The sequence below is a fragment of the Lysinibacillus sp. Bpr_S20 genome (assembly GCF_023337835.1).
GTDB lineage: Bacteria > Bacillota > Bacilli > Bacillales_A > Planococcaceae > Lysinibacillus.
The window spans coordinates 209,804-232,262 of the sequence record NZ_JALNLQ010000003.1 but is presented as its reverse complement, the minus strand read 5'-3'; the positions used below and the strand labels follow the sequence as shown (position 1 = coordinate 232,262).

General features: G+C 35.4%; 17 protein-coding genes and 1 pseudogene. 13 read left to right on the top strand and 5 right to left on the bottom strand.

Annotated features, from left to right (window positions below):
- Positions 1-81: 81 nt before the first annotated feature.
- The 6 genes and pseudogenes from MWJ95_RS08925 to MWJ95_RS08900 all read left to right on the top strand — a co-directional run.
- Positions 82-510, top strand: coding sequence for an NUDIX hydrolase (locus tag MWJ95_RS08925; protein WP_249105083.1), 429 nt, complete (start codon positions 82-84; stop codon positions 508-510).
- Between the two features lie 322 nt (positions 511-832).
- Complete coding sequence (locus MWJ95_RS08920) at positions 833-1,270, top strand: VOC family protein (RefSeq protein WP_249073705.1); 438 nt, start codon at positions 833-835, stop codon at positions 1,268-1,270.
- 132 nt (positions 1,271-1,402) lie between these two features.
- The gene (locus MWJ95_RS08915; protein WP_249073706.1) at positions 1,403-1,789 is read left to right on the top strand and encodes a DUF5071 domain-containing protein; all 387 of its coding nucleotides are present in this window, start codon (positions 1,403-1,405) and stop codon (positions 1,787-1,789) included.
- A gap of 288 nt (positions 1,790-2,077) precedes the next feature.
- On the top strand, positions 2,078-2,227 hold the full coding sequence (locus MWJ95_RS08910) for a hypothetical protein (protein WP_249105081.1): 150 nt from the start codon (positions 2,078-2,080) through the stop codon (positions 2,225-2,227).
- 802 nt (positions 2,228-3,029) lie between these two features.
- Positions 3,030-4,310, top strand: coding sequence for a histidine--tRNA ligase (locus MWJ95_RS08905; protein ID WP_249073707.1), 1,281 nt, complete (start codon positions 3,030-3,032; stop codon positions 4,308-4,310).
- 31 nt (positions 4,311-4,341) lie between these two features.
- A pseudogene (locus MWJ95_RS08900) lies at positions 4,342-4,611 on the top strand (MFS transporter); the annotation flags it as partial.
- 109 nt (positions 4,612-4,720) lie between these two features.
- On the opposite strand, the gene MWJ95_RS08895 reads toward MWJ95_RS08900, so the two are convergent.
- The 5 genes from MWJ95_RS08895 to MWJ95_RS08875 form a co-directional block, all read right to left on the bottom strand.
- Positions 4,721-7,249: an ABC transporter permease gene (locus MWJ95_RS08895; RefSeq protein WP_249073708.1), complete on the bottom strand. Its 2,529-nt coding sequence runs from the start codon at positions 7,247-7,249 to the stop codon at positions 4,721-4,723.
- The gene (locus MWJ95_RS08890) at positions 7,246-7,998 is read right to left on the bottom strand and encodes an ABC transporter ATP-binding protein (protein ID WP_249073709.1); all 753 of its coding nucleotides are present in this window, start codon (positions 7,996-7,998) and stop codon (positions 7,246-7,248) included. Before MWJ95_RS08890 ends, MWJ95_RS08895 begins: the two co-directional genes overlap by 4 nt.
- Before the next feature lie 190 nt (positions 7,999-8,188).
- Entirely contained in the window at positions 8,189-9,607 is a 1,419-nt protein-coding gene (locus tag MWJ95_RS08885) for a HAMP domain-containing sensor histidine kinase (RefSeq protein ID WP_249105079.1), read from the bottom strand.
- A 3-nt stretch (positions 9,608-9,610) separates the two neighbouring features.
- Positions 9,611-10,315: a response regulator transcription factor gene (locus MWJ95_RS08880; protein ID WP_249073711.1), complete on the bottom strand. Its 705-nt coding sequence runs from the start codon at positions 10,313-10,315 to the stop codon at positions 9,611-9,613.
- 963 nt (positions 10,316-11,278) lie between these two features.
- The gene (locus MWJ95_RS08875) at positions 11,279-12,190 is read right to left on the bottom strand and encodes a LysR family transcriptional regulator (protein ID WP_249073712.1); all 912 of its coding nucleotides are present in this window, start codon (positions 12,188-12,190) and stop codon (positions 11,279-11,281) included.
- Between the two features lie 140 nt (positions 12,191-12,330).
- On the opposite strand from MWJ95_RS08875, the gene MWJ95_RS08870 reads away from it, so the two are divergent.
- From MWJ95_RS08870 to MWJ95_RS08840, 7 genes are all read left to right on the top strand, one after another.
- Complete coding sequence (locus MWJ95_RS08870; RefSeq protein WP_249073713.1) at positions 12,331-13,707, top strand: aminotransferase family protein; 1,377 nt, start codon at positions 12,331-12,333, stop codon at positions 13,705-13,707.
- 60 nt (positions 13,708-13,767) lie between these two features.
- Complete coding sequence (locus MWJ95_RS08865; protein WP_249073714.1) at positions 13,768-15,189, top strand: NAD-dependent succinate-semialdehyde dehydrogenase; 1,422 nt, start codon at positions 13,768-13,770, stop codon at positions 15,187-15,189.
- Between the two features lie 566 nt (positions 15,190-15,755).
- Positions 15,756-16,412 carry a GNAT family N-acetyltransferase gene (locus MWJ95_RS08860; RefSeq protein WP_249073715.1) on the top strand — a complete coding sequence of 219 codons (657 nt, stop codon included), beginning with the start codon at positions 15,756-15,758 and terminating at the stop codon, positions 16,410-16,412.
- 157 nt (positions 16,413-16,569) lie between these two features.
- Positions 16,570-18,204, top strand: coding sequence for an amidohydrolase (locus MWJ95_RS08855; RefSeq protein ID WP_249105077.1), 1,635 nt, complete (start codon positions 16,570-16,572; stop codon positions 18,202-18,204).
- A 114-nt stretch (positions 18,205-18,318) separates the two neighbouring features.
- Positions 18,319-19,623: an APC family permease gene (locus MWJ95_RS08850; RefSeq protein ID WP_249074089.1), complete on the top strand. Its 1,305-nt coding sequence runs from the start codon at positions 18,319-18,321 to the stop codon at positions 19,621-19,623.
- Positions 19,624-19,636: 13 nt separating this feature from the next.
- Complete coding sequence (locus MWJ95_RS08845; protein WP_249073716.1) at positions 19,637-21,025, top strand: APC family permease; 1,389 nt, start codon at positions 19,637-19,639, stop codon at positions 21,023-21,025.
- 72 nt (positions 21,026-21,097) lie between these two features.
- A complete protein-coding gene (locus tag MWJ95_RS08840; RefSeq protein WP_249073717.1) occupies positions 21,098-22,351 on the top strand; it encodes an ArgE/DapE family deacylase in 1,254 nt (417 codons plus the stop codon).
- Positions 22,352-22,459 lie beyond the last annotated feature (108 nt).

The following is a 22,459-nucleotide window of genomic DNA, read 5'->3' as shown; positions in this document are numbered from 1 at the left end:
TCAATATTTATTGATTTAATTAAAAACACTTACACGAAGCAACTTGTGAGCCTATCGAAGCAGTGATAATGGAGGGATAGGATGAAGAAAAAACAAATTAGAGCAATAGCTATTTGTGTATTTAGGAAAGGCGATTCGATACTTGTCGCTGAAGGCATTGATGAAGTAGAGTGCGATCATTTCTATCGACCAATTGGCGGAGGAATTGAATACGGGGAGACAAGTTCTGAAGCATTAAAGAGGGAAGTACTTGAAGAAATCGAGGCAGATATAACTAACTTAAACTATTTAGGTACAATTGAAAACATATTTACATTTAACGGTGACCTTGGACACGAAGTAGTTTTTGTATATGATGCTGAATTTGTTGAAAAGTCCTTTTATGAAAAGACTTCTTTTCTTGGGCAAGAAGATAATGGTGCAACCTTCAAATTGCTTTGGAAGCCAATTAGCGATTTTACAAATAATAAATTAAAATTAGTTCCAGAAGGATTATTCGATTTGCTTTAAATCGCTAAATAAGTTAAAAACCTTCTTTCTTGTACAAATTGATCAGCATTCTCTTAATAAAGCTAAAATTGTGAAGCAATAACCTTAAGCTATCGAATGCTTTAGTTAAAGAAGATAGTTAAAAGAGAAGCAATAATCTTCTTTATTAAATGACGGGGGTTTTACCTCAAGATGGGATTCTACAAAGATCCCATCTTTTTCTTGTTCAACTAACTGTGCAGTATTGTTAAATAATCAAAGTAAACAGTTATCGTCCCATTGTTAATACTAGAATTTGAATACAGGATAGTGCAAAATAACAAGAACATAGGAGGTATGAAATTTGAAGATCCGAAGAATAGATCATGTGGGAGTAATTGTAAATGATCTCTCAGCCGCTAAAGAGTTTTTTCACGATTTTGGACTTGAGGTGAAAGGGGAATGGGAAATGGAAGGAGATTTGATGGGATATGCAGTTGGGCTTAATGACGTTAAAGTATCGTGTGTAGGATTAGGAACGCCAGAAGGTCAGACGTGGATAGAGCTAATCAAATTTTATACACCGTCAGATGAAAAAGATATTCAGCAACCCCTTGCAAATACACTGGGTATCCGACATATTGCATTTACTGTTGAAGATATCGAAGCTGTTGTTGCCAAATTGAAAAGGAAGGGTACGGAAATCTTTAGTGAGATACAGCAGTATGAAGAAAGTTATAAATTATGCTACGTTCGGGGTCCAGAGGGAATAATTTTGGAGTTGGCTGAGGAAATCAAATAAGTAATGTTAAGAATTTAATGTCATGCTCCAAAGTAAAGGTAGCTTTTCTTATTGAGTTAACTATGCGGATTAATAAAGACTACTACAATAAATTAGATTGCACTGTATAGAAATCTAAGGGAGAGTTGACGTGTGGAAATCATTGGGGATGTTTTGCCCAGACATAAGTATGATAATGCTAGAGTAGAAATGATTAAAAATTTGGATAGAGATAAAATATTGCCTTTACTGCCTAACCTTCTTGAATGGATTCAAGATATGAATTGGCCAGTAGCACCAAGCATATTAGAATTACTTTTAACTTTTCCAAAAGAAATTGTCCCACATGTGCAAGATGTTTTATCTTCAGATGACGAAAATTGGAAGTGGTTTGTTTTACACTTTTTGGTTATTGAATTGCCAGGAAAGTCAAGAGTTCAGTTTAGAGAGTATTTAACAAGAGTTGCTGAAACACCTACACATAATGAACTCGCAGAAGAACTTGATAAAATCGCAAAAGAGATTTTGGATACCATCTAAAAAAAGATCTCTTTTCAACTCCCATGAAAGAACTTAACCATTGTGGTGAAGGAATTAACATAAGAGGGGTCTTTTTGGGTCAAAATTAGCGATTTGATTGATGACTATATAGGATTCAGCAAATTTAAAATTGAATAGATAAGTATCATGAATACCATTTGGCGCTATGTTTTTAATGTTTTAAGGATATATGCAAGGTTAACAGTGCATTAATAAGGTTTGCTTCAGTAAAATAAGGTATATTATATTTGTTGAATAAATTCTCTTTAAAGACAGTAGGTGAACAAAGTGGGGAAATATCAATTGGATACAAAGGGTAAGGCAGCTGTGACAAAGTATCATGAAAAAAACAAGCCTGCCAAATTTGATAAAAAGCAGCAACTTGAAAAAATACGTGCGGAGTATTTGAAAAAGAAGCAAGAACAAACAGATAAATAATTCTTTTGCCTAAGTAGGAGTATAAAGCTTTTGTAAGGCTTAAAATGGTTTGAAGCGTTCTGTTAAGCTAACTGAACAATTGAGCAACTGTGTTACAATTAGCGCACAGAGCAAGTTCAAGTGATCAAAGAAGTAATAGAATAAGGGTAGCAAAGGAAGCGGGATAAACGAAATGTTTATCTCGTTTTTTTAAAAGCGCGGGTATTCTGGTTCGTTTCGCGGGTATTTCGCCCAAAAGCGCGGGTATTCAACTCCATATCGCGGGTAATTCCCTCCAAAACGCGGGTATTCATCCGACGCAAGGGGCTCAGTCTGATTCGCGGGTATTCTGATTCGTACCGCGGGTATTTCGCCCAAAAGCGCGGGTATTCAACTCCGTTCCGCGGGTAATTCCCTCCAAAGCGCGGGTATTCCATCTGAAGCGAGGGGGTTCAGCCTGATTCAGGGTATTTAATCCCATATCGATACCTAAAATAAAAGGTATAATTAGTAACTTGAGAAATCTCATAGAACCATTTGAAATTAGAAGGTGGTAAAGACCCTATATATAAAAAGTTTTGATTTTTTGGGGGATATGAGGTATAGTCTTTCTAAACTCTAATGGAGGAATATTATGTTAAAAACGAGGATTAATAACTTTATTACAACACATCATCATATTTAATAGTCTTGCTATCTTTATTAAATTTTTAATATTGCATAGGAAGACTATTCTTTGTGGAATCGTATAAATAAAGCCGACTTGGGAGCTTTATGGTTATACGATTTTTTTATTTGCAAAAAAAATAAGGAGGTTTTCATTATGAAAAAAATGGATTATCAAAATGTACGAGGAACGTTAGATTATTTACCAGAGCAGGAGGTACTTCGTCGTAAAATTCGGAGAACGCTTGAAGATACATTTATCGCGTATGGGTGCAAACCGCTTGAGACGCCGATTCTTAACTATACAGATTTAATGGCTTCGAAATATGCGGGGGGCGCAGAAATTTTACAGGAGATCTATACGCTAACGGATCGTGGAGAAAGGGACCTAGCATTACGCTATGATTTAACGATTCCATTTGCGAAAGTGGTCGCAATGAATCCGACGATTCCTATGCCATTTAAGCGTTACGAAATAGGGAAGGTTTTTCGTGATGGTCCGATAAAAGCGGGGCGTTTCCGTGAATTTACGCAATGTGATGTTGATATTGTAGGGGTAGAATCGCAGGCAGCGGAAGCAGAGCTTATGATGATGGCAGTCGATGCTTTTCAGAAGCTAGATATAACAGTTATGATTCAGTACAATAACCGCAAGCTTTTGTATGGCTTACTACAAATGTTCGAAGTGCAGGAAGCACAGATGAATCGGGTCATTTTGATTTTAGATAAAATGGAAAAGATTGAACGAGCAACGTTAGAGAAGGAATTGATGGAGCTAGGGCTTTTCGAAAAGTCTTTGCAGGACATAGTGCAATTTTTAGATGCAAAGCCAACACTGGGGTACTTTAAATCGTTTGTTTCTAAAAATGAATTTGTTAGACAAGGGCTACAAGAATTAACAGAACTAGCCGGCTATTTATGCGCATTAGGCATTGAAAAACAATGTGTGTTTAATCCGTTTTTAGCTCGTGGGCTTGAAATTTACACAGGTACGATTTACGAAATTTTTTTAGCTGATGGTATGATTAAATCAAGCATCGGCAGCGGTGGACGCTATGATAATGCGATTGGTGGACTACTTGGAACAAATCATTCCTATGCAACAGTGGGGATTTCATTTGGGTTAGATGTGATCTATACTGCATTTGAGCTAACAGGGAAAGCAGAGAAGCGAACATCAGATATTGATATTTACATCATTCCAATTAGAACAGAAAAAGAGGCACTTGTTTTGGCTGCAGCACTACGTAACGAGGGCAATCGAGTAGAGGTTGAGCTAAGTGGTAAAAAAGTCCGGAAAGCAATGGATAAAGCCAATCGGGAGGATATCCAAAAGACAATTGTACTTGGCGAGAATGAAGTATCTGCGAATCGTTATAAAATGAAAGATATGAATAGTGGAGAAGAACAGCTATTTAGTTTTGTGTTTGATAAATAATGAAATGCCGCTTTAAACTACTTTTAAAAGCATTGTCTACACGAGTTTGCAAGTTCCGATGGGGATTTTAGCGGATCGATATGGGCCAAATTTTTTTCTAATTATTGGGGCGACTCTTACAGGTTTAGGTACAATTATTTATAGTTTTGGTACACATGAATTCGTCCTGTTTTTTGCTTGAATACTAACTGGGGTAGGGGATGCAACCATATGGGTTAACATGGTGCTAATTTTGGTCCAATGGTTTCAACTAAAAGAATTTGTTCGATTAATTGGCCTGGCGGGCATGACAGGAAGTCTTAGAAACGTTGCTGATGGAATCATCGTATCCAAGAAAGTGGAGGAAAAGTCATCCTCCATCTTTCTTATTTCTTAAGCTTAGATACAACTGTTATAAAAAGCTAAACATTCTAGCGTAATCCCTTCATCACATCTTGCCTCGTTGCCCATAGAGTGGGAAATAAAACTGCTCCCATACCTATTAATGGAGAAAGAACAATTATACTTCCCAGAAGTAAAGGCATTGACGGAAATGTTGTAGCATTTAAACTTTCAAGTAAACAGTATGAGGAAATCGTTGATAACCCAACTGCAAATATTCCAACTGTTCCAGTTAAAAGTGCCCCTTCAAGCAATAGCAACGAAAATAACCGTTTCTTTGTATAACCAAGTACACGTAGCATACTTAATTCCTGAATTCTTTCCTTAATATTACTGGCTGTACTATTCATTAACCCAATGATAGTAAACATAATGATTAATCCTACAGCTAGAAATAAAATGAAAAAGCGTTGCAACAACTGTTCTTCCAGGTCATTCAATTCTTCCGCTCTATTGTATAAAATAGTATTAGCAAACTGCGGTTGTTGGATCAGTGATTGAACATCTTCCATTGTTTCTTGCTGGGCTACATCTGATACTATATTCATCTCTACGCTATGAAGAGTATGAATCTGAAACATATCCTCCATATTTTTTTTAGTAGTGAATATTTTGTAATCGTCACTCATGTGCTTTGAGTTAGTTATAATACCTTCTACAATAAATTCTTTCTTATTAACTCCATCTGTATTTTCAAAGAAATTAGCTTCTATTACATCTCCTAAATGATATCCTAATTTCTTAGAAGTATTTTCTGTTATCATAACGCCATTTGGATTCAACTCTTCCTCGAGATTAATTCCATCCTTTTTCTTAACCTCATTTCTATCTAAGCTGTATTGTAAATCAGTCCCGCTAATAGCAAGTATCACTTCATTTTGAGTACCTTGTTTTAAAGGTAGATTTATCGATTCAAATAGCATCTCATTTGTGTAAAAATGAGCCTCTATATTAGGATTCTCACTAACAAGGTCATAGAATGAAAACGGAAATCCCTTTTCTATTTCTGAGCCTACAGACACTAGTTTTAAGTCATTTGGGTAAGTATCCATAATTGTTTCAATTGTGTTTGCTTTAACACTTGTTAATACCATCATTCCAATAATAGAGATGACAACCCCTAAAGTGAAAATAGTGGAGATTTGTACATTTCTGCTTAATTGTCTTAGTAAATTTTTTGTAGCTAATAAAGCTTCTGCTCTAACTTTTAATTTTCGATCTAACAGACTTACTCCTTTCTCAAATAAAACAAACATGAGAGGAATCGTAATAAATATCAATGCTATAAACGAAACTGCGTTAATAACATACATAAACTTTGATTGCCAATGCCATTGGTTTAAGGCAAATAATATAGTTATGAATACTGCATACAACAAGCTAAATATGAAATACCTTTTAGTAATACCTTGAGTATTTTTCACACCTCTATAAACAACAAGTGGTGGAGAAAGACTTGCTATATAGCTCGGAATAAGTGAAGATAAAAAAATAACTACTGTAAAAATCCCTAAACTAAATAGTATATCTTGGTATGGTAATATAATGCCGGTATTTGGAAGATCCATAAGTCTTAAAAATACATCAAGTGTAAGGTGGGGGATTAGAATACCAATTATAATTCCTACTGCCAAAGACACTAAACCTACTATCATCGTTTCAATTAATACTAAAAACATAATGTGTTTTTTCCCAAAACCTAATAGACGTAGAGTTGCAAGTTCCTTCTGCTTTTCCTGAACGGACATTCTCATAGTGCTAATAAGTATTAATGCACTCACAAGATAAATGGCTATATTAAGCCCTTTAACAAATGGTCCAAGGCCTCCAATATTATTACGTTCATTATCAATCTCTAATCGATTATCAATAAAAAAATCTTGGTTAAGCTCTCTCAATTCTTGAACAACATCCGATTTCTTTTTAATATCATCTAACTTAATAATCAATGCGGTTGTTATTCCATCGTTTAAAGTAACTTCTTGAAGCCAATGAAAGTCGAGAATGACCATATTTGTTAAGGCTTCATGCTCCTCACTAATTCCTGATACCGTAACCTCTCTTTTCCCTTGTGGTGGAAAATTCATTTCTATAACCGAACCAATTTGCAAGTTATTTAATTTAGCGTATGTGGGAGAAATTAAAGCTTCTTCCGCTTTAGGGAAATGACCCGATTTTATTGATACAAACGGATATTCATAAGCCAGCTCATCATTGTTAAAACCAATGTATGTTGGTTCGCTCCACATATCATACTTATCTTCTTTGTTTAAGTATGGGTATAGGAAGGGACTTATTTTCTCCACTCCTTCTATCCTCTCGATCGTATCAATCTCTGATTTAGTAAGTGACTTATGACTATCTTGATAACCAACTACAATGTCAAAATCACCATGCAGATCTTTAATTGTCTGTTCATTTGATTCTTGTAAACTAGCTAATAATATTTGTACAATTACAAGTAGAGCAACACCTAGAGAAATACCTAAAACTAAGAATGCGTTTCTGGCCTTATGGTTGAATATTGAATTAATAGCTGCTTTTATTAATAATCTCATAAGCTTAATTCCTCAATCTTAGATGCAATGATTCTAACTACTTCATGATCCATCAAGTTTGAGTTTTTTAAATTTAGCGTATCGCAGATTATACCGTCATGCATGAAAATAACTCTATTAGCATAAGCGGCTACATTTGCATCATGTGTTACTACAATTAATGTATGTCCCAGTTCATCACAGAAGTTACGTAGAATACTCATCATGGCTTTAGAGGTTTTTGAATCAAGGCTACCAGTAGGTTCATCTGCTAGAATTAATTCTGGGTCATTTATAAGTGCTCTCACTATCGCTACTCTTTGCTGTTGACCGCCAGATAATAGATTAGGTTTAGATTGTATATAAGAACCTAGACCAACTAAATTTAACAAGTCAGTAGCTTTTTTTTCTAATTCTTTTTTGTTCTCCACTGTTAACATTGCAGGGAGTGTAACATTCTCAATAACAGACAACACGGGGATTAAATTAAATAATTGAAAAATAAACCCTATTTTTTCTCTGCGTAAACGAGTCAATTCGTAATCTGAATATCCCTTTATATTTTCACCGCTTATCAGAACTTCTCCTTGATCATAAGTATCTAGCCCAGATATCATATTTAAAAGGGTCGATTTTCCAGAACCACTTGTTCCCATTATGGCGACAAATTCGCCTTTTTCAATCTCTAATTCAATATGATTTAATGCCTTTACTTGACTTTGACCTTGGCCATAAATCTTAGAAAGTCCTCTCACACTAAGAACTGACATTTTTAATCTCCTCCTTCTTATTCTCGTAAGAATTATAGCCAAGGTAAATCAATTTTCTATCGATCTATTATCAAGGTTTTATCAAGAAATATCATCATTTTATAAAACGGTTATAACCTTGAAAATTATAACAATCCATACTAAAAAACGAAGGAGATAGCTTCCTTCGTTTTTATGTTTTCTGATTATTTTATTCGATAATATTTTTAGGTATTTTTATAACAATCTTTGCCCCTTTATCCTCATCATTTGCAGCTTGGATTGTTCCATGATGCTTCTGAATAATAACTTGCGCAATAGTTAGACCTAAGCCCATACTTTGGCCTCCGCTAAACTTTTCTTCTTCTCCTTTATATAAAGGTTTAAATATGTGTTCAAGATCCTTTTCAGCAAACCCTTTTCCATTATCTAAAATAATCGTTTCTATAAAACTATCCCTTTCTCTAATGAATACTTCTATTTTCTCTGTTGTTGGACTATGGCGAATACCATTGATAAGCACGTTTTCAAATGCTCTTTTTAGCAACATATAATCACCAGCAATGGGGTGACTCTTTCGATTATTTACTTCTAGCGTAAGTTTTTTCTCTGAAAGGTTAATATACAACATCTGCTTTAAATCGTGTACCAGATCATTAACTTGAAATACTGTTATTTCTTCGAGTTTAATTTGTCCTTCAATATTTGAATAATTTGCCAAAGACGTGACCAATTCATTCAGATGATTTGCTTGTTTCATGCTCATCTCTAAATATTGCGTTTTCTTTTGTTCATTTTTAAAAAGTCCCTTTATTAATCCTTCCAAATAACCTCTCAATGAAAAAATAGGTGTCCTTAAATCATGAACAATGGAAGACACAAAGAGTTTTCTTTCATCTTCTAATCTTTCGTTATTCTCTTTCGATAATTTGAGATTTTTAGCCATTTCAATAAAGGCTTGAGTCGCATAGTTCATTTCTTTAATGTTGGAACCTGGCAAATCTATGCTATATGTTCCATTCGATATAAGCTGTGAAGATTTATTAATAGCACGCAATGGCTTCATTAAATTTACTTGCAGAAACACTATATAGAGTATCGAGACCAGAGAAAATGCACCAATGTAAAAGACAAAGTCATAGTTCGTACTTTTAAGTTGTTCTTCTGCAGGTATCGGAGGAAAGCTAATATATACCGTTGCAATAAACGAATCATCAGCTGAATAAACATTATAATGAACTGGATATAAATTAGATTGAACTAGATATAAATTAGATTTTTCATCGAGATTTTCTGAAAGGGCTTGATCACCTTTAAGAGGTAGAGTATTTTTAGGTTCCTGCATTCCTTCAGTGTAGAGCAACCCATCATCTGCAAAAATAATTAGCAGATCAATATTATCTTCTTCGGCTTTCTTTATTAATTGACTTTTCCATTCTTCCTTATCGAACTGTGTCTTATATGTATTCACTATATTGTCCTGCACCCACAAATCCAAATCGAATATTTGATTTTCTTTGGACGAATACACATCCGTTAGGCGTGTAACTGTTTTCGCTAAAAGGATTGGCGTGAAAACAATAACGATTAGGCTCAACGCAATAAACGCCTTAAAACTAATCTTTGGCATCTTTTATCCTCTCATTCCTTTATGCAACTGGTAACCAACAGATCTAATTGTTTTTATCTCGGGAACTGTATCAAAAGGGGCTAGCTTCTCTCTTAATTTTGCAACATGGACTCGCACACTATGAAATCCAGTTACATCATCATTCCATATTCTATCTATAATTTGCTCATACGTTAGCACGATTCCTTCATTTTCCATAAAAAAATATAATAAATCAAACTCGATTGTCGTTAGCTCTACTTCTTGATTGGCTACTTTCACTGACCTTGTGTCTAGATTTAATTCAAGTTGATCAATAGATAAAACCCTCTGCACATCTATAGCTTTCCGAGAATGTATAGCTATTCTTCTTTCAACTGCCTTGACCCTTGCAACAATTTCACTTGGACTTGCCGTTTTGACAATATAATCATCAGCTCCTAGCATAAGACCTCTTATTTTATCCGTATCGGTTTGGTGATTGGCACTTAAAAATAAAATAGGAACTTCGGATTCTTTTCGGATTCTCTTGCAGAGTGTAAAGCCATCAATCCCAGGCAGCATAACGTCTAAAATAATACAATCTATTGTCATCTGACGTAACAGTGTTTCTGCCTCTTCAGCATTTTGAGCACTATAAACTATGTAATTTTCCAACTCTAGAAAATCAGTCATCAATTGAATAATTTCTATATGATCATCAACAATTAAAATATTCCTAAAAGGCATTTTAATCACCTCTTTTAATTATTTAAAAGCCTACAATGGCTTGGTACTTTGTTTTTTTGTAAATGAGAACCTTCATAAAATTCTAATGTGTCCCAAAAGACTTTGCCACCCATTGTTGCAGATTCTATAGTAGGCATACTCCAATTAGAATACAGTGTTCGCCAATTAATTTAGGATTAGGCTACTAGAATAGGTAAGGTACCTTGGATTGCGAATGGTGCTTTCATATAAATGCCTCCTTGTTATTTCTCATCACTAGTATGATTTCTATTATATTGTAAATATAAACAAATGAGGGAATTGTATTGGTGAATAATGTGAATATATTGTACCGTTTGTTGTATACATTGGGTATTTTAATTAATATAAAGTACTTGAACTTGAACTGGGACCTAACATAATGGGGATGATCACGGAAATCAAGAATGTATACAAATATATTTGAAGAGGAAGTTGTTTCAAAAAGAGGATCGGTGAACGGTGGGCGGGAAATCAACAAAAAGACTATATCTGATAAAATAAGCCTGCTACAGAAAAGAAAGTCGATAAAGATATTACTAAAGTACAAACTGACCAAAAGAAGATAACTACTTTATATTATAGAGTTATCGGGATTTAATGGTGATTATTTCATTCAAAATTGAAGTGGGGGATTTTATGTTAGTTGAATATCCTAACACCTCTGTTTCTGCTATTTTTAATGACAATTCTTTTACTGATTTAAACATAGTGAGTTATTGATAATGATGATGAGAATGATGTTTTATGTATTGAACAATGAGTTTAGTCCATGTTCAGTATGCTTGAGCACAAGAGCTTTGAGAAGGGCTTCAGCCTTAGATAAAAAAGACTTGAGTCATTGACATTCATGACAAAATCCACCTACTTTAGTAGGTGGTAATTTTGACTTATTACGCATTATCTACCGAATATTTCAATTTGAACGCCATTATTTCAATCACATTAATCATTGAAAATGCTTGTCATTTTCTCTGCAACCTCTTCGGTAATCGCAAGAAATCGTTTGGAAATTGATGTCATGTAACGATCCTTAAGTGTAATTATATTAAGTTTTGTTTGTAACACTGGATTTGCTAGTGGTCTAAGTACTGGTAAATCAGGAGAATTAAGTAGCTTGAAACAACTAGGTACAAAACAAATTCCTGCGCCTTTCATTACCATCATAAGTGTTGGTAATGTTTCTGTCCCCCAGTATACGACATTAGGCATAAATCCACTTTTTTGGCATGCCTCGATCACATCATCAGCAACACCTGATCCATAAGATGTTGTATTTAAAAGAAATCGTTCGTTTTTCAAGTCTGCAATATCAATAGAATCTTTTTCACATAGATGATGGTTAGGTGGAAGAGCTAAAAGTAAAGGTTCTGTTAATAGTGTTGAAGTATGGATGTCCTCCGCTCTCACTGAAGTTCGGACAATTCCAATATCTATTTTATGACTTCTTAGTTCTTCTAAAATATATGATGTATTACCCTCGCGAACATGTGTAACTATGTTAGGAGTTTCCGTTTGAATTTTTTTTAAGACATTTGGCAAAATAAATAGATTTGCTGAAGTAGTACAACCCAATTTCACAGTACCTCTAATTCCTTCATGAAACTCGACTAATTTCTTCTCCGTATTCTCAGATAAATCAAGTAATTCTTTTCCTTTTTCATATAAAAATACTCCACTTGGTGTTAATTCAAGAGACCTACCTAAACGATTAAACAAAGTGACATTTAATTCTTGTTCAAATTTTCTAATTAAAATACTTAAGGGGGGTTGAGTCATTTGCAGTGCAGTAGCAGCTTTTGTAATGCTTCCTTCCTCAACTACTGTAATAAAACAATGTAAACGATGAAGGTTCATTTTGATAACTCCTCCTTTTAGTATTCATAAAATATATGGAAGTCATATAAATATTATAATTTACATTATAAAAATGTAAAGATATACTATTTTCATAATTAAGAATAGTTCAAAAATTGGATTTAATGGAGGTTTTATCAATGACAACTAAAATTACTCAACAATCAAAAACTGTAGAGTTAGCTAAACTGGACAAAAAGCACTTGCTACATCCAGCTACAAATCCGAAGGCTTTAATTGACAATGGACCGCCTATTATCTTTGTTAAAGGTAAAGGCGTTACAGTTACAAGTACGGATGATGTGGAATACATCGACGGAATGTCAATGCTTTGGAACGTGAACTTAGGACATGGGAATCAAGAACTTGCAGATGCTGGTAATAGTCAATTATCTACTCTCGCGTATGCATCATCATTTAAAGGATTCTCAAATGAACCATCCATTCTACTTGCTGAAAAATTAGCTGAGTTAGCACCAGGAGATTTAAATAGTGTATTCTACACTTCTGGTGGGTCAGAATCAAATGACACAGCGATTAAATTAGCTCGTTTCTACTGGGAGCTTAAAGGGAAATCAGAAAAAAGAAAGATTATTGCGCTAACGAATGCTTACCATGGTGTAACAATAGGAGCGCAAACAGCTACTGGTCTTGCAGCATACCACAAGTTCGCATCATCAAATATAGACGGAGTTATTCGTGCAACAGCCCACCTACTAAACTGTGAGTTAGGTGATAAGAATGATCCAAACTTTGCAGATTCAATTCTTGGAACAATTGAAAGAGAAGGTGCGGAGACGATTGCCGGAATTATTATTGAACCTGTGCAAGGTGCGGGCGGAGTTAATATTCCACCAGAAGGTTACTTAGAAGCAGTTCGTAACATCTGTGACGAGCACAATATCCTTTTCATGGCAGATGAAGTTATTTGTGGATTCGGTCGTACGGGGAAAATGTTTGGTGTAAACAACTGGAATGTTGTCCCTGATATGATGTCAATTGCAAAAGGAATTACGAGCGGTTATTCGCAACTTGGCGGGGTCATGATTAATGATGAAATTAGAGAAACAATTGCAAACTTTGATGCTGTTATCCCACATGGTTTCACATATAGTGGCCATCCGACTGCTTGTGCGATTGGACTGAAAAATATTGAAATACTAGAGCGTGATAATATTATTGACCACGTAGACGACATGGAAAAAGAACTTAAAAAAGGCTTAGACTACTTAGCTGAAAAACATAGTATTGTAACAAATTGCAGAGCTATTGGTCTGTTGGCTGCATTTGAACTTTACGAAGATCCAACAAGTGGAAAATTGTTTGATCCAACTGTTTTCCCAGCAAATGCGGTAGTTGACGCATGTTTCGAACGCCAATTAATATTAAGAGCGCTTGGAGCCAATAACCAAATTGTAGCAATTGCACCACCTCTTATTATTAACAAAGAAGAAATTGAAAAAATGATTCAAATTATAGACGATTCGATTACTGCTTTTAAAAATACACGCAACTAAACTATTCCTATAAAGTAAGTTGAGTAGTGGTGGTTATAGTTAAAAAAGGGAGGTTCTCTAGTGCTTTATATAAATGGTGAATGGCGAGATACAGGAAATAAATTAGATGTAACAAATCCTGCGACAGGAGAAATAATTAGAACTGTTGCTACAGGTGGTAAAACTGAAACTAAAGAAGCAATTGAAAGTGCGAAGAGGGCATTTGAATTCTGGGGTAAGACAACTGGAAATGAGCGCAGCAACTACCTGTTTCAAGTGGTTCAATTGATGAAAGAAAAAACAAAAGAATTAGCTGAAACAATTACACTTGAAAATGGTAAGCCTTTACCAGATGCTACTCGTGAAGTAGCAGGTGCGATCGGCTATCTGGAATGGTATGCGGAGGAAGCTAAGAGAATTTATGGGGAAACAATTCCTGCATCTGCAGCTAATAAACACTTAATGGTAATTCGTGAACCTGTTGGAGTATGTGCAGCTATAACACCATGGAATTTCCCGTTATCGATGATTACAAGAAAAATTGCACCTGCACTTGCTGCAGGTTGTACGATTGTTTTAAAACCGGCTGACTTAACGCCTCTTTCGGCGATAAAAGTATTTGAATGCTTTCATGAAGTTGGACTACCTGCTGGAGTTGCAAACCTGGTAATTGGTCCAGCTGAAGAAATTGGAAACGAGATGACGAGTAACCCAGACGTTCGTAAAATCACATTTACTGGCTCGACGCGTGTGGGGAAAAAGCTAATCCGTGATTCGTCTGATACAGTGAAGAAAATATCAATGGAGCTTGGTGGACACGCACCGTATATTGTGTTTGAGGATGCTGATATCGACGCAGCAGTTAATGGTATCTTAGTGTCTAAGTTTATTAACTCAGGTCAAACTTGCATCAGCACCAACCGGATTTACGTAGCGGAAACTGTAGCTGATGAATTCTCAGGAAAGTTAGCTGAAAAGGTATCTAAATTAGTTGTAGGAAATGGATTGGAAGATGGCGTAAATGTCGGTCCAGTAATTAATAAAGCGGCTCTTGAAAAAGTGAAAAGTCAAGTAGAAGACGCTGTGAAACATGATGGTAAAGTAATTGCGGGTGGTAATGTATTTACATTAAATAATGGAAGCGGTTACTTCTTTGAGCCCACAGTTATTCAATATGCAAGCGATAATATGAAGATTACAACAGAAGAAACATTTGGACCAGTTGCACCAATTTATACATTTAAGACGGAAGAAGAGGTAGTTGAAAGAGCAAACCATCCTGAATATGGTCTTGCAGCTTATTGTTATACGCGAGACATTGGTCGAGGCTTACGAATGATGCGTGCTTTAGAGTTCGGAATTGTTGGTATTAATGATCCAGCCCCAGTGGTTGTACAAGCTCCGTTTGGTGGTATGAAGGAAAGTGGAATGGGGAAAGAAGGCGGTTGGTACGGACTTGAGGAGTACTTGGAGAAGAAGTTTGTATCGATCTTTTTAAAGTAATTAAAAAATTGTTACTAATCTAGGGGCTCTATATCAAAGTCTGTACTTGACAGCACATTCCACTACAGGCGGACGCTTTCCTGGGGGCGAACCTTGAGTCTCCTCGTCGCTAACGCTCTTGCGGGGTCTCAAGTTGTTCGCTAATCCCCAAGGAGTCGCCGCCTTTCGTCCCATGTGCTTACATGGCATAAGATTTACATTAAATCAAGTGCATATTGTGGTAGACTTTTCTGCATTCTCCCAAAGATTACTTTCCCCATACTTAGTTTATAAAGGATGTGGATTAAATCTACACAATTAATAAAGTAATGAACTTTAACAGGCGTGTTGATTAGGAGTTTATTGAATAATTTCACCCTTATTCCTCAGCTTCCTAATAAAATTTACCATATAAATAATGCCGATTTTATAGATTGTAGCGAAGGGCTACTCGACTCCCGCCCGCAGGAAAGCGAGTAGCCGTAGCGAAAATCAACCTTTTCTTTCATTAGAATTAGATAAAATTAGTTAATCAATACACCTAAAACTTTAATTTAATTTCAATAAAATAAGAGGGAGGATTTATTATGTCTCAAGTACATTTAAAAAATAATGGACAAGAAATAGTTGTCCGCAATATTTTAAAAGAGGATCTTGCTGAAGTTGCCGCACTTTCTATGAAGTGTTTTGGACCTGATATGGCATTAAAATATGAGCATTTTGAAAGTCAGATTGAGTTGTTTCCAGAAGGTCAAATTTGTCTAGAATATAACGGTAAAATTGTAGGAACCGCTTTAAGTCTAATTGTAAATTTTGAAGATTACGGAGATAGTCACTCATATTTTCAAATCTGTGATTTAGGATTTATTCGAAATCATAACCCTAAGGGTAGAAACCTATATGGTATTGAAATTGGAGTACATGAAGATTTTAGAGGGTTACAATTGGGACGTCATTTGTATGATGGCAGAAAAAGAATATGTGAGAAACTTAACTTAGAAAGTATCTTAGTAGGTGGTCGTATACCTTTTTACTATAAATATGCTGAGCAGATGAGTGCAGATGAGTATGCACTAGAGGTAATGAAAGGGAAAATATATGATCCTGTATTAACATTCCAAATGAAAAACGGATACGTATTAAATAAAGTAATGCCAGGCTATTTACCTGGGGATGTTGAGTCATTAGAATATGCAACACTTTTGGAATGGAAAAATCCAGTTTACAAGCTTAAATTAGTATGAGTCTTTTGTCCATTATGTTCGCCTATTTTAATAGGCGAACAGTGGATGCCCATTGTTTATTGCGATTATTTAACTTCCTTAGTTGTGTAAGCGCTTTCAATTTATTGTTATAAGTGTTCCATTAGAGGTAAATCTTAGGTAAAGAGAGGAGTTATCAATGGTTATCGCTGATAAAGTTATTTCGAGTGAAGCAGTATTTACAGGTTTAGAAAATGAAGCAAAGCCAGCTGCTATTGCAATTAAAGGTAACAAAATTATTGCGGTAGGTTCGATGGAGGAAATAAAACCATTTATAGGTTTAGACACGAAGGAATATCATTATGGCAACCAACTCATTATGCCAGGATTTCATGATGCGCACCTTCATCTGATGTTTGGTAGTCTTTTCTCGCATGCAAGTATCAATTTATCGGATGCTCATTCGGAAGAAGAAGTTGCTAGTTTAGTAAAGCAATTCTCGGAAAACGTGCATGCTGATGAATGGATTATAGGCTATGGATGGGATCATACAAATTGGGAAGAGAAATGCTTGCCGACACGTTTTTCTTTAGACAAAGTAATTCCTAACCGCCCAATTATTCTTTTCCACGCAGAAGGTCATTATGCGTGGGTTAATAGTTTAGCACTTGAAAATGCTAGGGTTACAAATGAAACTGAAGACCCTCCTAATGGTACGATCCAAAAAGATGAAAATAATGAAATGACAGGAATTCTTCTTGAAACAGCAATGAATTTAGTTGTGGATATTGCTCTTGCATTTCCGGATAAACGGAAAGAAGAATTGTTTGAAGAGTTCTTAAAAAAATCAGCTCAATTAGGCATTACATCAGTAAATGATTTGTTTGCAAGTAGTTTTGATAAGTTAAATAGTTTCGATATGTATAAGGCATATGATGAAGCTGGAAAACTTACGACTCGAATTCATCTTTACCCTGAGTTAAATGATGATATAGATAGAGCGATAAGCTTGCGTGAAAAGTACAATTCCGAAAAATTACAGCTTGCAGGACTTAAGCAGTTTATTGATGGCGTTGTAACTGGACATACCGCATACATGTTAGATCCTTACTTAGACAAACCTATAACACGTGGGAGTACTGCTTTTCCTGTAGAAACGATCAAAAACTGGGTGACAAAAGCGGACAAAGAAGGATTTCAAATTCGCTTCCATACAATTGGTGATGGCGCAGTTAGGCTTGCTCTAGATATATTTGAAGCAGCAAGGATGGATAATGGTGTGAGAGATTCACGACATGCGCTAGAGCATATTGAAGTGATTCATCCGACAGATATTAAGAGATTTAAAGAATTGGGGGTTGTTCCATCTGTACAGCCTTCTCATCTAGCATTGATGCCAAAAGAAAGTCATACATTGCGTGTCGGTAAAGAAAAAGACCCTTATACGTATTTATGTAAAACGTTATACGACGCAGTCGACTATATTGCTTTTGGTACAGACTATCCAATAACAACATTAGATCCTTTTAAAGAAATTTTCCATGCGATTACGAGATTAGACTTTACTGGTGATTATGAGTGGAATAGTCAAGAGCAGATAACACTCGCAGAAGCGTTGAAAGCGTATACAAAAGGTTCAGCATACAGCACATTCAGAGAAAAAGATTTGGGTACATTAGAAGTTGGAAAATTAGCAGATATTATTGTATTAGATAAAAACCTCTTTGAAGTAGAAAATAAAGAAATTTTGCAAACGAAAGTTTTGTTAACAATTATGGATGGCGAAGTTGTTTATCGTGAATCAGTCTACCATCCTACTATTTTAGTTAATTGATCATTTTACCGAGAATTTTTTATTACTATTCGAGGAGTGAGAAAAATAAAACATCCAGTTAATTTGTCTAGATCACTTTCTTTAACGTCTGTTGTTGTTACTGGGATGGCCTTTATGGCTTTAACTACAGTGTTTAGCACATACGGTATAGCCTCTAAAATATCTCATGGTATGGTCGCTGGATCGTATGTACTTGCATTAATTGTGATGATGTTTACGGCTCATAGTTATGGTCAAATGGCAAAAGCGTACCCCATTGCGGGATCTGCCTATACCTATGCGCAAAAAGCTATTAATTCTCATGTTGGTTTCTTAGTGGGATGGGCAATTTTAATGGACTATCTCTTGATCCCAATGGTTAACTTTTTACTATTTGGTATTTTCTTCTCAGCTGCTATACCTGAAGTTCCACAATATGTTTGGATACTTACATTAATAGTTCTTGTGACATTTGTAAATGTTAAAGGTGTAAAGTTAAGCGCAAATATCAACATGATAGTAATAGGCTTATCGGTATTATTTATAGCTGTCTTTTGCATTTTATCAGTTAAATCAATAGTAACTGGAACCGGGACTGGCATTTTATTTAACCTTGATCCCTTTATTAATACCGAGGAGTCATTTAAGTATATAGTTGCTGGTGCTGCACTACTATGTTTCTCTTTCCTCGGTTTTGATGCAGTTTCTACTTTTTCAGAAGAAGTAAAAAATCCGGAGAAAAACATACCACGTGCAATATCTTTAGTAACAATAATTGGTGGATTATGTTTTGTAATCGTATCTTATTTTGCACATAATGTTTGGCCAGATTATACGAGTTTTAAAGATGCTGATTCTGCTTCCTATGAAATTGTTTTCCTAGTAGGCGGGAATGCCTTACAAGCAGCATTCCTAGCAAAAACTGCAGTGGTTGTATTTGGTTCCGCGTCCGCATCTCAAGCAAGTGCTGCACGTGTATTATACGCAATGGGAAGAGATGGACAATTACCTAAAAAATTTTTTGGGAAAATAAATAAAAGAACGAGAACCCCGGTTAACAATATTTTATTAATTGGTCTTTTATCATTATCTGCATTGTTTTTAAGTCTAACCATTGTCGCGTCTTTCATTAATTTTGGCGCCCTACTTGCATTTACTGCTGTGAATCTATCCGTTGTTTTTTTATATTTCGGTAAGCGAAAAGAACGCTCCTTAAAGGGGATTATCTTCTATTTGATTTTTCCATTAATCGGAGCAGTACTTACAACTTGTTTGCTTTTCAACCTAGACGTTTATTCGATTGCTCTTGGTAGTGTTTGGTTAGGAATTGGTGTTATTTATTTATTATTTATGACAAAAGGTCTTAAGCATAAACCACCAGTGCTCAATCCAGATCAGATTGATTCGTCGCAGTTTAATGAAACAGCTAAAAATATGTAAAGGGGATGGATGAATGACAGATAACACTACGCTCAAAAGGTCATTAGGTGTTTGGTCAATTGTTGCACTGGGATTAGGATATATGACGCCTACAGTGATCTTTGATACGTTTGGAATTGTATCAAAATTAACAAATGGTGTAGTACCAATGGCGTATTTTGTCGCCTTGTTAGTAATGGTATTGACAGCGATTAGTTATGGAAAGATGGTACAGGTATTCCCGGCTGCTGGTTCAGCATATACATACACCCGGGAAACAATGGGGTCTCACCTAGGATTCCTCGTAGGTTGGGCATCGTTATTAGATTATTTATTATTACCTTTAGTTAATGCATTAATTATTCGAATATATATGGAATCTCTGTTTCCGAATGTACCTGTTTGGATTTGGGTTTTTGCTTATGTCATTGTAGTTACTGCAATTAATGCTTATAGTATGGAATCAACATCCAGCTTAAACTTTATACTCGTTGTTTTCACGATTTGTTTAATAAGTATCTTCATAATACTTGCTTCTGTACAACTTTATCACGGTATGGGAAATGGTACATTATTCACGATTCATCCACTATCACATGAAAATGTGAAATTAATGGCCGTTTTAACTGGGGCAACAGTAGTAGCTTTCTCGTTTATCGGTTTCGACGCAATAACAATGTATACGGAAGAAGCAAAGGATACATCAACAGTTCCTAGAGCAATCCTACTAACTGTTTTAATCGGTGGGGGTATTTTCTTTATTGCTTCTTATTTTACACAAGCATTATTCCCGGATGTTTCTGTGTTCGAAAATGTAGATGATACATTGCCGGAAATTGGTTTATATGTAGGCGGGAAGCTATTCCAACTACTTTTCATTGCTGGAGCTTTCGCTGCTACTGTAGCTTCAGGACTTGCATCTCATGCAAGTGCATCTCGTTTGCTATTTGTTATGGGCAGAAATGGTGTACTTCCTAAAAAAACTTTCGGATACTTACACCCTAAATTTAGAACGCCTGTTTTTACGATTGTTTTGACGGGAATCGTATCATTATTTGCAATAGGACCAAATTTAGAATTAATTGCTTCAGTCATTAACTTTGGGGCATTAATTGCATTCACATTCGTTAATCTATCTGTTATTGTTCATTTCTATATTCGTGAAAAAAGGAGATCAGGCAGTGAAACCTTTAAGTACTTAATTATGCCCTCTTTAGGAGCATTAGCTACTGGAGTTCTTTGGTATCATTTACACGTTGATGCATTTATAGGTGGAATCGTTTGGCTTATAATCGGAACCATTTACATGCTGTTTATAACAAGATTCTTTAAAAAAGAACTTGGAAGCATGGACTCTATTGATGACTTGGAGTCATTAGATAAAGAGATTTTTAATGAAGATAAGATTAAAGTCTTGAATTAACTATATAGAGGATGAGAATCGATAATCTTCCTCTTTTTAATGACACAAGAAGTAAATAAAGGAGTGATTGCTTTGAAAGAAAAAATTCGACTTTATATAGAAGAAAATAAAGAAGAATTATTTAAAACAATTCAAGATGTCGTACGTATAAAAAGCGTTGTTGGTAATGAACAAGAGATGCAATTATACATGAAAAAAAAATATGAAGAACTTAACTTGATTTTGCATGAGATTGAACCAAAATATGAGAAGGTTTCAGCTCATGAAGCGTTTATTGATTCAGGTATTCCGTTTGAAGACCGAAAAAATATTATTGGAATACATAAAGGTGTCTCCAATGGTAAATCATTAACGATTCATGGGCATGTAGATGTTGTTTCTCCAGAACCTTATTCAAACTGGACGATGGACCCATGGAGTGGAGATATTATTGGAAACAAGTTATACGGTCGAGGCTCTGCCGATATGAAAGCAGGACTTATTTCAAATTGGTTCGCATTGAAAACATTAATTGATTTAGGTTATCCAATTGCTGGAGATGTTCAGCTACATTCAGTAATAGAAGAAGAAGCTGGTGGTGGAGGCGGAGCTTTAGCATGTTTGGAGGAAGGCTTCGTAACAGATGGGTACATTTCGACAGAGCCACATAATTTGAATATGACAATAAGTCATGGGGGGATTATGTATTTTCGAGTGTACGTAAAGGGAAGAACAGCGCATGCTGGTTTAGCGCATGAAGGCATCAATGCTATTTCAAAAATGATGAAAATCCTTAGTGCGCTAGATGAATTAAGTGAATGGCGTGCTAAAAATGTTAAGTTTGATTTATTTGAAAAGGGGTCTGGACAGTCCGTTCACTTAAATTTAGGTGTACTAAAAGCTGGGGACTGGGTATCGACAGTTCCAGGGGAAGCGATCCTCGAAGGAAGAATTGGTTTTATCCCAGGGGAAACTCGCGAAGAAATTAAGCAACTAGTACAAGACACGATTATGAACTCTGTCTTAGGCGATGAGTGGATGGATAAAAATCCACCTGTTATAGAGTGGTTTGGATGGTCAACAGAGCCATGGTACCAAGATCCTGAGAACCCTTTTGTAAAATTATTCATCGAAAATGCAGAAGATGTTATGGGACATAAAATAATAATGGTTGGAAGAGCTGGAGGAAATGATGCACGATTTACTCAGTATTACGGAAAACAAGGATTGTGCTTTGGGCCAATTGGAGAAAATATGCATGGACCAGATGAATGTGTTCATTTAGATAGCGTAGTAGAAGTAACTAATGTTTTGGCAAATTATATTATTAAGTGGAGCGAGAGTTAATCAACGTTTCTCTCTTATCAATTAAATCGATGAAACAATTCTTGTATTCTGAATTAATTGAAAATTAAAATAATTCATTTCCGAAATGTAAGTAAATCACATTTTAAT

Excerpts from the sequence above, each read along its gene's own strand:
- MWJ95_RS08855 (WP_249105077.1), top strand. The coding sequence starts at position 16,570 with ATGGTTATCGCTGATAAAGTTATTTCGAGTGAAGCAGTATTTACAGGT.
- MWJ95_RS08885 (WP_249105079.1), bottom strand. The coding sequence starts at position 9,607 with ATGCCAAAGATTAGTTTTAAGGCGTTTATTGCGTTGAGCCTAATCGTT.
- MWJ95_RS08850 (WP_249074089.1), top strand. The coding sequence starts at position 18,319 with ATGGCTTTAACTACAGTGTTTAGCACATACGGTATAGCCTCTAAAATA.
- MWJ95_RS08860 (WP_249073715.1), top strand. The coding sequence starts at position 15,756 with ATGTCTCAAGTACATTTAAAAAATAATGGACAAGAAATAGTTGTCCGC.
- MWJ95_RS08890 (WP_249073709.1), bottom strand. The coding sequence starts at position 7,998 with ATGTCAGTTCTTAGTGTGAGAGGACTTTCTAAGATTTATGGCCAAGGT.
- MWJ95_RS08880 (WP_249073711.1), bottom strand. The coding sequence starts at position 10,315 with ATGCCTTTTAGGAATATTTTAATTGTTGATGATCATATAGAAATTATT.
- MWJ95_RS08895 (WP_249073708.1), bottom strand. The coding sequence starts at position 7,249 with ATGAGATTATTAATAAAAGCAGCTATTAATTCAATATTCAACCATAAG.
- MWJ95_RS08870 (WP_249073713.1), top strand. The coding sequence starts at position 12,331 with ATGACAACTAAAATTACTCAACAATCAAAAACTGTAGAGTTAGCTAAA.
- MWJ95_RS08905 (WP_249073707.1), top strand. The coding sequence starts at position 3,030 with ATGAAAAAAATGGATTATCAAAATGTACGAGGAACGTTAGATTATTTA.
- MWJ95_RS08845 (WP_249073716.1), top strand. The coding sequence starts at position 19,637 with ATGACAGATAACACTACGCTCAAAAGGTCATTAGGTGTTTGGTCAATT.
- MWJ95_RS08875 (WP_249073712.1), bottom strand. The coding sequence starts at position 12,190 with ATGAACCTTCATCGTTTACATTGTTTTATTACAGTAGTTGAGGAAGGA.
- MWJ95_RS08925 (WP_249105083.1), top strand. The coding sequence starts at position 82 with ATGAAGAAAAAACAAATTAGAGCAATAGCTATTTGTGTATTTAGGAAA.